The sequence below is a fragment of the Rhizobium sp. SU303 genome (genome assembly GCF_021052345.1).
Lineage (GTDB): Bacteria > Pseudomonadota > Alphaproteobacteria > Rhizobiales > Rhizobiaceae > Rhizobium > Rhizobium laguerreae.
The window spans coordinates 162,561-174,160 of sequence record NZ_CP088099.1 but is presented as its reverse complement, the minus strand read 5'-3'; the positions used below and the strand labels follow the sequence as shown (position 1 = coordinate 174,160).

The window sequence follows — 11,600 nt, the reverse complement described above, 5'->3', positions numbered from 1 at the left end:
TATTCCCATGGTCACCTTCACCCGTCGCGGTGCTCTCGGCCTTGCCACCGGCGTCGCCAGCTCGCTGATCCTGCCGCGCTTTTCCATCGCCCAGGCCGACAACCGTCCTTCGATCACCATCGCCGTCCAGAAGATCTCGAACTCGAACACGCTGGATACGTTGCGCGAACAGTCGAATGTCGGCCAGCGCATCTTCAATTCGTCGCTGTGGGAAAGCCTGATCGGCCTCGACTGGCTCGGCAACCTCTCGGCCGTTCCGTCACTCGCCACCGAATGGCGCCGTATCGACGACAAGACAGTCGAGCTGAAACTGCGCCAGGGCGTCAAATTCCACAATGGCGATGAGATGACTGCCGAAGACGTCGCCTTCTCCTTCAGCAAGGAACGCATGTTCGGCGATACGCAGCCGAGCACCGGCAAGACGATCTTCGTCACCGAAAAGAACCCGCTCGGCCGCGAAAGCAAGGAACTGCCGGTCGAAATTCCGGCCGTCGCCCGCCGTATCTGGCCAGCCCTGCTCGGCATCGAAATCGTCGACAAATATACCGTCCGCTTCGTCAACGGTTCGCCTGACGTGACGATGGAAGGCCGCATCTCCGTTGCCGCCAGCGCCATCGCCAATCGCCGCGGCTGGGATGAGGCCAGGAGCTATCTCGACTGGGCCCGCGCACCGATCACGACCGGTCCCTACCGCGTCGCCGAGTTCAAGCCGGACACCTACCTGATCTACGAAGCGCATGACGAATATTGGGGCGGCCGTCCTCCGGTGAAGCAGATCCGCTTCGTCGAAGTTCCGGAAGTCGCCTCGCGCGTCAATGGCCTGCTGTCCGGCGAATATCACCTCGCCAGCGACATCCCGCCGGACCAGATCGAAGGCATCGAAAAGAACGCTGCCTTCGAAGTCCAGGGCGGCATCATCACCAACCACCGGCTGACCGTGTTCGATAAGACCCATGCTCAGCTCGGTAACCCGCTGGTGCGCCGCGCCTTCACGCATGCCATCGACCGACAGGCGATCGTCGACTCGCTCTGGGCGGGCCGCACCCGCGTTCCGGCCGGCCTGCAGTGGGATTTCTATGGCGACATGCTGGTCAAGGATTGGACCGTGCCGGAATACAATCCTGATCTCGCCCGCCAGCTCCTCAAGGAAGCCAACTACAAGGGCGACCCGATCCCGTATCGCCTGCTGAACAACTACTATACCAACCAGACCCCGACGGCGCAGATCCTCGTCGAAATGTGGGCGCAGGTCGGCCTCAACGTGCAGATCGAGATGAAGGAAAACTGGCAGCAGATCCTCGAAAAGACGCCGACGCGCGCCGTCCGCGACTGGTCGAACTCCGCAAGCTTCCCCGATCCGGTTTCCTCGATCGTCGCCCAGCACGGTCCGAACGGCCAGCAGCAGCAGGTCGGCGAGTGGACCAACGCCGAAATGAACACGTTGTCGACCTTCCTCGAGACCAGCACCGATCGCGCCAAGCGTCACGACGCTTTCGCCCGCATGCTGCAGATCTGCGAGCGCGAAGACCCCGCCTATACCGTTCTCCACCAGAACGCCGTGTTCACCGCCAAGTCGAAGTCGATCAATTGGAAGGCCGCATCGGCCTTCGCCATGGACTTCCGCCAGGGCAACTGGTCCTGATCAAGACCTGACGACATCAGCGAGCCGGGGGAAACTCCGGCTCGCTGCCATTTGGTGCACCGGCTATCCGGAAACCAGGCAAGCCCGGCAGGCACGAGCATGATGCCGAAAAGTGTGAGCGGTTTTCGGACAACATCATGCTCTCGTTCGGATCTGGCGGCCGGCGGGGTTGCAAGAAGGAGAGGCTGAAATGCCATTGGTCGAAATTTCCAATTTGAAGGTCGCTTTCAGCGGTGTCGAAGTCCTGCACGGCGTCGATCTGGCGATCGAGAAGGGCGAGGCGGTGGGTCTCGTCGGCGAATCCGGCTGCGGCAAGTCGGTCACCTGGCTGGCGGCACTCGGGCTTCTGCCTGGAAAGGCTTCCGTCTCAGGCAGCGTGCGTCTCGGCAGCGATCAGCTGATCGGCGCGTCGCGCACGAAGCTCGAAAGCATTCGCGGCGGCCGCATCGCCATGATCTTCCAGGATCCGTCGAGCTCGCTCAACCCGGTCATCCGCGCCGGGCGCCAGATCGCCGAAGCCGTTGAACTGCACCGCGGCCTGACCGGCAGGGCCGCCCGCAACGAGGCCGTCCGCCTGATGGAAATGGTCGGCATTCCCGACGCCGTGCGTCGTTTTTACAATTTTCCGCATGAATTTTCCGGTGGCCAGAACCAGCGGCTGATGATCGCCATGGCGCTCGCCGGCAATCCTGATCTGCTGATCGCCGATGAGCCGACGACGGCGCTGGACGCGACGATCCAGGCGCAGATCCTCGATCTCCTGATTTCGATCCGCGAGGAAACCGGCATGGCGATCGTCTTCATCAGTCATGATCTCGGCGCGGTGTCGCAGATCTGCGAACGAGTCTGCGTCATGTATGCCGGCAACATCGTCGAGAAATGCCCGACGGAATCGTTGTTCCGGTCGCCGCGCCATCCCTATACGCGCGGACTATTCGATGCCATTCCGCGTATCGATGCCGGCCGCGACCGGCTGGTACCGATCCCCGGCACCGTGCCGCAGCCCGGCCGGATGCCTGGCGGCTGCGCCTTTGCGCCGCGTTGCGGCCATGCCTCGGAACTCTGTCATAACAAGGTGCCGCCGCTCGTCGCACTTGACGACGACCGTGCAACCGCCTGCTTCCATCCGCTCGGCGACGGCGCGACCGCATCGAAGCCGAACCTCATGCAGGTCCAGCAGGGAGTGGCATGGGCATGAGCGAACACCAGCTGATCGAAGCGAACGACCTCGTCAAGACCTATACGATGCACCGCGGCGTCTTCGGAAAGCCGAGCCATGTCCGGGCGGTCGACGGCGTTTCGCTGTCGGTCGCGCCGAAGACGACGCTCGGCATCGTTGGTGAATCCGGCTCAGGAAAATCGACGATGGGCCGGCTGCTGCTCGGGCTCGAAGCTCCGACCGAAGGCAGCGTCCGCTTCGACGGGGAGACGATGCCGGCACTCAGAACGCCGCGCTGGCGTAGCCTGAGGGCGCGCATGCAACTCGTCTTCCAGGATCCGCTGGCAGCCCTTGACCGGCGGATCTCGATCGGCGCTCAGATCGGCGAACCGCTTGCCATCCATGCCGTCGGAAGCGAGGAGGGGCGGCGCGAACGTGTCGATGAACTGCTCGTCGCCGTCGGTCTTCGGCGCGATCAGGCGGAGCGTTATCCGCACGAGCTTTCGGGCGGCCAGCGCCAGCGCGTCGTCATTGCACGCGCCATCGCCACCAATCCGGAGCTTCTGGTCTGCGACGAGCCGGTCTCGGCTCTCGACGTCTCGATCCAGGCGCAGGTGATCAACCTGTTGCGCGACCTGCAGGAAAAGCGCGGCATCGCCATGGCCTTCATCAGCCATGATCTGAAGGTCGTGCGCAACATCGCCGATCGCGTCGCGGTGATGTATCTCGGCCGGATCGTCGAGGAAGCAGCCTCGGAGGATATTTTCCGCAGCCCGTTGCATCCCTATACGCAGGCACTGGTCTCCAGCGTTCCTGTCCCCGGCACGGCGCTGCGCGACCGTATCATCCTGCAGGGAGAACCGCCGAATCCCGCTGCCCGGCCTGCCGGCTGCGCCTTTCATCCCCGCTGCGGCCATGCGATCGAGCGCTGCCGCGTCGAGACGCCCGAACTCGTCACCATCGAGGCGGGCCGAAAGGCTGCTTGCCACCTCGTCACGCCCGCATCCGTCTCAACGCTCATGGAGAGCTGAGCCATGATCCGTTTCTTCCTGATAAGGGCGTTCCGCGCGCTGATGACCATCGTGCTGGTGGTGACTTTCGCCTTCGTCGTCCTGCGCCTTTCCGGCGACCCGGCCCTGACGATCATGGGTCCGGAAGCGCCGCCGGAAGCGATCCGCGCCTTCCGTGCCGCCTGGGGTCTCGATCAGCCGATCTGGGTGCAGTATCTGCGCTATTTCGGCGCGATCGCCCGCGGTGATCTCGGCATCTCGATGCGCGACGGCCAATCGGCAATCCAGCTCGTGCTCGACCGCATTCCGGCAACGCTGGAGCTGACGATCCCGGCCCTCATCCTTAAGCTGGTGATCGGTATTCCGGCCGGCGTCTACGCCGCCCTCCACCGCGACAGCTCGACCGACCGCGCCGTCATGGCGAGCGCGGTGGTCGGCTTCACCATGCCGAGCTTCGTGCTCGGCCTCGTGCTGGTGCTGATCTTCTCCGTCACGCTCGGCCTGCTGCCGTCGGGCGGCCAGGACAGCTGGATGCATGCCATTTTGCCGATCATCACCATGAGCATCGGCGGTGCCGGCATTCTTGCCCGCTTTGCCCGAAGCGCGATGATCGAGGTGCTTGGCCAGCCCTATATCCGTACGGCCAGTGCCAAGGGCACTGCCTGGCGAAACGTCGTCTGGGGTCATGCGCTGCCGAATGCGGCGATCCCGATCGTGACGATCGCCGGCTTCATGGTCGGCACGCTGATCGCCGGCGCCGTCGTGGTGGAATCGCTGTTCTCCTGGCCAGGCGTCGGCCGGCTTCTCGTCGTCGCCGTCTCCAACCGCGATCTCGCCGTCGTCCAGTGCATCCTGCTGTTGGTGGCTGCGACCATGGTGTTTTCGAATTTCGTCGTCGACATCCTTTACGGCTATCTCGACCCGCGTCTGCGCAGCAACCAGGCAAGGCATTAAGGAGCAGAACCATGACAAATATCTCTGCTCAACCGGTGACCGTCATCCACGAAGTGCGCGAGAAGAAGAAGCGCGGTGTGCCGGTTTTCGTGATGATCGGCTTCGCCTGGATCGCCGTCGTGATCCTGATCGCGCTCGGGGCCGACTGGATCCGGCCCTACAATATCACCGCCTTCGACCTGAAGAACCGCCTGTCACTGCCCGGCAATGCCGCGCATTGGCTTGGAACCGACGAACTCGGCCGCGATGTTCTCTCCCGCCTCATCGTGTCGATCCGCATCTCGCTGCTGATCGCCTTCGGCGCAACGCTGATCTCGGCCTTCGTCGGCACGACGCTCGGTTTTCTCGCCGCTTATTTCCGTGGCGTCGTCGAGCAGCTCGTCGTCATGCTTGCCGATTTCCAGGCGGCCATGCCGTTCCTCATCATGGCACTTGCCGTGCTCGCCTTCTTCGGCAGTTCTCTGCCGCTGCTCATCTGCCTGATGGGCTTTTACGGCTGGGAACGCTATGCGCGCATCGCCCGCGGCCTTGCCATCGCCGCCAGTGGCCAGGGTTATGCCGCCGCCGTCACGCAGCTCGGCGCCAAGCCGGCCCATGTCTATCTCAAGCATATCCTGCCGAACATCGCCTCGACGCTGATCGTCTCGATGACGCTGACTTTCCCTGAGATCATCCTGATGGAAAGCAGCCTTTCCTTCCTCGGCCTCGGCGTACAGCCGCCGATGACCAGCCTCGGCAATATGGTGGGTTACGGGCGCGAATATCTGACCCGCGCGCCCTGGATCATGCTGGCGCCTTCCTTCGTCATCATGCTGACGACGCTGTCGATCAGCATCACCGGCGACTGGTTGCGCGACAAGCTCGACCCGACGATCGGCTGACCGCCTGCCGGTCGAGCTTCGATCGGCAGGCAAGAAAAACAGATCCTGTGCGTTCATCGCTGTTGACAACGGCGAGCAATCGATATTGTCTTGTAAAGCGCTTTACTAAACCGCTTTACAATAAGTCCGGTCAATGGCCAAGGGAACGACACCAAGCTTGAAGGATGTTGCGGCGGCTGCCGGCGTGTCGGTCACCACCGTGTCGCGTTTCGTCAACGGAAGTCTCGATCTTCCCTTTCAGACCAAGAAGCGCATCGAGGATGCGATCAAGACACTGAACTACCGGCCGAACCCGCATGCGCGGCGGTTAAGCAGGGGGCGCTCGGATACGATCGGCCTCGTCGTGCCCGATATCGCCAATCCCTTCTTCGCGACCCTCGTCGCCGCCGTGGAGCAGGCGGCCGATGAAAAGAAGCTCGCGGTCTCCTTGCACGCCACGCTCAACCGGCCGGGACGCGAGATCGAATATCTGCAGCTGATCGAGCGCAATCACGTCGACGGCCTGATCTTCGTCACCAACCACCCCGACGACGGCGCGCTTGCCGCGCTGATCAACGGCAGCGGCAAGGTCATCATCGTCGACGAGGACATTCCCGATTCGAAGGCGCCGAAGTTGTTCTGCGACAATGAGCAGGGCGGTTATCTCGCCGGCCAGCATTTAGCCGAACAAGGCCATCGCCATGTCCTCTTCATCGGCGGAGACGAGCGCATGATCAGCGCCCGCAGGCGCTATGACGGCCTGTTGAAGGCGCTCAGGGAGCGGCATGGTAGCGAGGCCCGGGCCGATCGTTATGCCGGCGAATATACGATCGAATACGGCCGTGCGGCGGCACTCGAATATCTCTCGGGAGAGCGAAAGGCGACGGCGATCTTCGCCAGCTCCGACGAGATCGCCATCGGGCTGGTCGAGGTCTTCGGCAGCCGCGGCGTCTCGATCCCCGGCGACATTTCGGTCGTCGGCTTCGACGATGTCGGCCCGCTCCATCTTTTTGCGCCGCCGCTGACGGCCATCCGCCAGCCGGTGCGTGAGATCGGCCGGCGGTCGCTGGAGCTGCTTCTGGAAACCAATTGGCACGAGTGGAAACCATCCGCTTCGGAAGAACTCGTGCCTGTCGAAATCGTGGTGCGGAACTCCGTTGCGCCGCCTGCGAAATAACAATCAGCAACGTCAAAAAACCAAAAGAGGATGAGAACATGACACGGAATTTGACAAGACGAACGATGATCGCAGCCGCCGGCTTCACGGCATTGACCTTCATCGGCCTGTGCGGCGCTCAGGCGCAGGAAAAGAAGACTGTCGCACTGGTGCAGATCAACCAGCAGGCACTTTTCTTCAACCAGATGAATGAGGGCGCCCAGAAGGCGGCCGATGCCGCTGGCGTCAAGCTGGTGATCTTCAACGCCAACAACGAGACGACGGCGCAGAACAGCGCCATCGAAACCTATGTCCAGGAAAAGGTCTCCGGCCTTGCTGTCGTGGCGATCGACGTCAACGGCATCATGCCGGCCGTCAAGCAGGCGGCCGATGCCGGCATTCCCGTCGTCGCCATTGATGCCATCCTGCCTGATGGCCCGCAGAAGGCGCAGATCGGCGTGGACAATGCCGCAGCCGGCGCCGACATGGGAAAATACTTCGTCGACTACGTCAAGGCGAACATGGGCGGCAAGGCCAAGCTCGGCGTTGTCGGCGCGCTGAACTCGTTCATCCAGAACATCCGCCAGGAGGGCTTCGAGAAGACCCTGAAAGGCGTCGACGGCATTGAAATGGCCGGCGTCGTCGACGGGCAGAACATCCAGGACAACGCCCTTGCGGCGGCTGAAAACCTGATCACCGCCAATCCTGACCTGACGGCGATCTACGCCACTGGCGAGCCGGCCCTGATGGGGGCGATCGCCGCCGTCCAGAGCCAGGGCAAGCAGGATAAGATCAAGGTGTTCGGCTGGGATCTGACCGCCGAAGCCATTGCCGGCATCGATGCCGGCTTCGTCGTTGCCGTCGTCCAGCAGGATCCCGCCGCAATGGGCGGTGCCGCCGTCGACGCACTCGTCAAGGCCTCGGCCGGCGAAGCCGTCACCAAGACGATCTCGGTGCCGATCACAATCGTGACCAAGGAGAATGTCGAACCGTATCGGGCTGTCTTCAAATGATCGAAAGCGGACAGCGTGACATCGCTGCCGCCGGCTCTGGAGGGCTCGCACCCTCCGGAGCCGGAACATCCGGCGGCACCCGATCCGACCCGCGCATCTCGCTGCGCGGTATCCGCAAGTCCTTCGGCTCGCATCAGGCCCTGCGCGGCATCGATCTCGACATCTTCCCCGGCGAATGCCTGGGCCTGGTCGGCGACAACGCCGCAGGCAAATCGACGCTGACGAAGATCATCTCGGGAACCTACATTCCCGATGCCGGCACGATTACCATGGAAGGCGAAGAGGTTCGCTTTTCCGGCCCCGCGGATGCGCGTGGGCGGAACATCGAAATGGTGTTTCAGGATCTCAGCCTCTGCGATCATATCGATGTCGTCGGCAATCTCTTCCTCGGCCGCGAACTCAGCCGCGGGCCGTTTCTCGACACCAGGACGATGCTGGCGGAAGCCCGCAAGATGCTGGATTCGCTTGAGATCCGCATACCGAGACTGACCAGCAAGGTCGCCCAGCTCTCCGGCGGGCAGCGCCAGGCGATCGCCATTGCGCGCGCCGCCTCCTTCAAGCCGAAGGTGCTGATCATGGACGAGCCGACATCGGCGCTTGCCGTCGCGGAGGTCGAAGCAGTTCTGGCCCTGATCAACCGCGTCAAGGCGAACGGCGTTTCGGTGATCCTCATCACCCACCGGCTGCAGGACCTTTTCCGGGTCTGCGACCGCATCGCGGTAATGTACGAGGGCACGAAGGTCGCCGAACGGCAGATCGGCAGCACCAATCTCGAAGATCTCGTCAGGCTGATCGTCGGTGAAGGAGCCAGACAATGACGGCTTATACGGAACGCGGCCACGGCTCGCGCGTCGCCGATTTCTTCGGTGAACACGCACAGGTCCTGTCGATCGCCATTTTCTTCCTGGCCTGCATGATCTTCTTCTCGATCGGCAGCGAAACCTTCTTCACGCTCGGCAACATCCTGAACATCATCAGGCAGGCGGCCCCCATCCTGATCGTCGCCATCGCCATGACCTTCGTCATCATCACCGGCGGCATCGATCTTTCGGTCGGCTCGCAGGTCGCGCTCGTCAATGCGGTCGCGGCGATCGTCATGGCGATGGGTGTTCCCTGGCCGTCTGTAGTCATCGGTATGCTCGTGCTCGGCGGCTTCATGGGGCTGGTTCAGGGCTGGTTTACCGCCTATCAGGGCATCCCGGCCTTCATCGTGACACTTGCCGGCCTCTCGATCCTGCGCGGCCTGGCGCTCTATCTGACGCAGGGCTATTCCATTCCGATCAAGGATGCGCCGGGCTTCTTCGCACTCGGCCGGGGCGAAATCTTCAGCTTCCCGATTCCGGCGGTCATTGCCGTCGTCATCGCTATTCTCGGCTACGTCGTCATCACCGCGACCAAATATGGCCGCCAGGTCGTGGCGGTCGGCTCCAATGCAGAGGCGGCGCGGCGCGTCGGCATGCCCGCCAAATGGATCATCGCCTCGGTCTATATCATCTCCGGCGTCGCCTGCGCCGTCGCCGGCCTGCTGATCGCCGCCCGACTCGGCTCCGGCTCGTCTAATGCCGCCGTCGGTTTCGAGCTGCAGGTGATCGCCGCCGTCGTGCTCGGCGGAACGTCGCTGATGGGCGGACGCGGCACCATCCTCGGCACCGTATTGGGAACGCTGACCATCGCCGTCATCGGCAACGGCCTGATCCTGATGCATATATCGCCGTTCTTCACCCAGATCGTCACCGGCGCCATCATCCTCGTCGCCATCTGGCTGAACACGCGCATCTTCACGGCCAATTTCCATTTCCGGCTGGGCAGGAAAGGATGAGGCGATGAGCGAACAGACAGCAGAAAGCCTGTCCGAAGCGCATGTCCGCTCCGGCAAGGTGATGACCGTTACCGGTCCCGTTTCGGCGGATGCACTCGGCGTGACGCTGATGCACGAGCATATCCTCAACGACTGCCGCTGCTGGTGGCATGCGCCGAAGACGCCGGAACGGCAATATCTCGCCGAAAGCTTCGTCTGCATGGAGATCCTCGGCGAACTCAGGCAGGATCCCTTCGTCAACAAGCACAATATCACGCTCGACGACGAACATCTGGCGGTGGCCGAGCTCAAGGATTTCGCCACGGCGGGCGGGCGCACCGTGGTGGAACCGACCTGCAAGGGCATCGGCCGCGATCCGCTGGCGCTCCGGCGTATCTCCGAAGCCTCAGGCCTCAACATCGTGATGGGCGCGGGTTATTATCTCGGCTCCTCGCATCCGGAAGGCGTCGCCACGATGAGCGTCGATGACATCGCGGGCGAAATCGTCCGCGAGGCGAGGGAAGGTGTCGACGGCACCGGCGTCAGGATCGGCCTGATCGGCGAAATCGGCGTCTCCTCGGATTTCACCGCCGAGGAGGAGAAATCGCTGCGCGGTGCCGCACGCGCGCAGATGCTGACCGGTCTTCCGCTGATGGTGCATCTGCCGGGCTGGTTCCGTCTCGGCCACCGCGTGCTCGACGTGGTGGCGGAGGAGGGGGCGGATCTCCGCCACACCGTGCTTTGCCACATGAACCCGTCGCATGACGACATCAGCTATCAGAGCGAGCTGGCCGAGCGCGGCGCCTTCATTGAATACGACATGATCGGCATGGATTTCTTCTATGCCGACCAGCAGGTGCAGTGCCCGAGCGACGAGGAGGCGGCGCGCGCGATCGTGCGTCTCGTCGAGGCCGGTTATCTCGACCGGATTCTTCTGTCGCACGACGTCTTTCTGAAGATGATGCTGACGCATTACGGCGGCAACGGCTACGCCTACATCCTTCGCCACTTCCTTCCCCGTCTTCAGCGGCACGGCCTCGACAGGACGGTTCTCGACGAAATGATGCGCAGCAATCCGCGCCGCGTCTTTCATGCCGGAGGCTAAAGCGCGTCGCGCTTTAGGTCTTTGTTTTTACGCATGTCGTTATCGCAAAACCGCTGCACACTTTTGCGCGACATGCTTTAGCTCCATCCATTCAATCGATCACAGGTAAACGCAGACCATGACCAAGAAAATCCTCCTTGTCGGCGAGAGCTGGGTCAGCTCCGCTACCCATTACAAAGGCTTCGACCAGTTCGGCAGCGTCACCTTCCATCTCGGCGCCGAACCGCTGGTCAAGGCGCTCGCCGGCAGCGCCTTCGAGCTCACCTATATGCCGGCGCATGAGGCAGTGGAGAAATTTCCCTTCGATATGGCCGGGCTCGACGCCTATGACACCATCATTCTCTCCGATATCGGCGCCAACTCGCTGCTGCTGCCACCGGATGTGTGGCTGCATTCGCGCACCGTGCCGAACCGCCTGAAGCTTCTGAAGGCGTGGGTGGAGAAGGGCGGCGGCCTGCTGATGGTCGGCGGCTACTTCTCCTTCCAGGGCATCGACGGCAAGGCTCGCTGGCGGCGCACCCCCGTCGAAGACACGCTGCCCGTCACCTGCCTGCCTTATGACGACCGCGTCGAAATTCCCGAGGGCACCGTTGCTGAGGTCGTGAAGCCGGAGCATCCGACGATGCAGGGTCTCGAAGGCGCCTGGCCGGTGCTTCTCGGCGTCAACGAGGTCGAAGTGCGAGACCGTGCCGATGTCGAGATCGTCGCGCGCCTGCCGGAGGATCAGGGCGGCCATCCGCTGCTCGTCGTCGGCACGCACGGCACTGGGCGGACGGCAGCCTGGACGTCGGATATCGGCCCGCACTGGCTCTCGCCCGCTTTCTGCGAATGGGAAGGCTACGGCCGGCTCTGGAAGAACATCCTCGGCTGGCTCACCGAAAAGCAGGCGTGATTTCAGCGCGG

The 11,600-nt window shown here is 62.9% G+C and carries 11 protein-coding genes; all 11 read left to right on the top strand.

Annotated elements, in window-relative coordinates; all coding sequences use genetic code 11:
- Positions 1 to 7 precede the first annotated feature (7 nt).
- The 11 genes from RlegSU303_RS33790 (at position 8) to RlegSU303_RS33740 (ending at position 11,589) form a co-directional block, all read left to right on the top strand.
- A complete protein-coding gene (locus RlegSU303_RS33790; RefSeq protein ID WP_131629832.1) occupies positions 8 to 1,642 on the top strand; it encodes an ABC transporter substrate-binding protein in 1,635 nt (544 codons plus the stop codon).
- Between the two features lie 190 nt (positions 1,643 to 1,832).
- On the top strand, positions 1,833 to 2,840 hold the full coding sequence (locus tag RlegSU303_RS33785; protein WP_131719465.1) for an ABC transporter ATP-binding protein: 1,008 nt from the start codon (positions 1,833 to 1,835) through the stop codon (positions 2,838 to 2,840).
- Positions 2,831 to 3,832 (top strand): ABC transporter ATP-binding protein, encoded by a 1,002-nt coding sequence (locus RlegSU303_RS33780; protein WP_131719466.1) that lies wholly within the window; start codon positions 2,831 to 2,833, stop codon positions 3,830 to 3,832. The genes RlegSU303_RS33785 and RlegSU303_RS33780 overlap by 10 nt, the downstream gene beginning before the upstream one ends.
- A 3-nt stretch (positions 3,833 to 3,835) precedes the next feature.
- A complete protein-coding gene (locus tag RlegSU303_RS33775) occupies positions 3,836 to 4,765 on the top strand; it encodes an ABC transporter permease (protein WP_017957478.1) in 930 nt (309 codons plus the stop codon).
- An 11-nt stretch (positions 4,766 to 4,776) separates the two neighbouring features.
- Positions 4,777 to 5,646, top strand: coding sequence for an ABC transporter permease (locus RlegSU303_RS33770; RefSeq protein ID WP_017957479.1), 870 nt, complete (start codon positions 4,777 to 4,779; stop codon positions 5,644 to 5,646).
- Between the two features lie 133 nt (positions 5,647 to 5,779).
- The gene (locus RlegSU303_RS33765; protein ID WP_017957480.1) at positions 5,780 to 6,802 is read left to right on the top strand and encodes a LacI family DNA-binding transcriptional regulator; all 1,023 of its coding nucleotides are present in this window, start codon (positions 5,780 to 5,782) and stop codon (positions 6,800 to 6,802) included.
- Between the two features lie 38 nt (positions 6,803 to 6,840).
- Positions 6,841 to 7,794, top strand: a complete 954-nt coding sequence (locus tag RlegSU303_RS33760; protein WP_017957481.1) for an ABC transporter substrate-binding protein — start codon at positions 6,841 to 6,843, stop codon at positions 7,792 to 7,794.
- On the top strand, positions 7,791 to 8,612 hold the full coding sequence (locus tag RlegSU303_RS33755; protein ID WP_017957482.1) for an ATP-binding cassette domain-containing protein: 822 nt from the start codon (positions 7,791 to 7,793) through the stop codon (positions 8,610 to 8,612). Before RlegSU303_RS33760 ends, RlegSU303_RS33755 begins: the two co-directional genes overlap by 4 nt.
- On the top strand, positions 8,609 to 9,613 hold the full coding sequence (locus RlegSU303_RS33750) for an ABC transporter permease (RefSeq protein ID WP_017957483.1): 1,005 nt from the start codon (positions 8,609 to 8,611) through the stop codon (positions 9,611 to 9,613). Before RlegSU303_RS33755 ends, RlegSU303_RS33750 begins: the two co-directional genes overlap by 4 nt.
- A 4-nt stretch (positions 9,614 to 9,617) precedes the next feature.
- Positions 9,618 to 10,697 (top strand): phosphotriesterase family protein, encoded by a 1,080-nt coding sequence (locus RlegSU303_RS33745; protein WP_131719467.1) that lies wholly within the window; start codon positions 9,618 to 9,620, stop codon positions 10,695 to 10,697.
- A gap of 118 nt (positions 10,698 to 10,815) precedes the next feature.
- Positions 10,816 to 11,589 carry a glutamine amidotransferase gene (locus RlegSU303_RS33740; protein ID WP_017957485.1) on the top strand — a complete coding sequence of 258 codons (774 nt, stop codon included), beginning with the start codon at positions 10,816 to 10,818 and terminating at the stop codon, positions 11,587 to 11,589.
- The last annotated feature ends 11 nt before the right edge of the window (positions 11,590 to 11,600 follow it).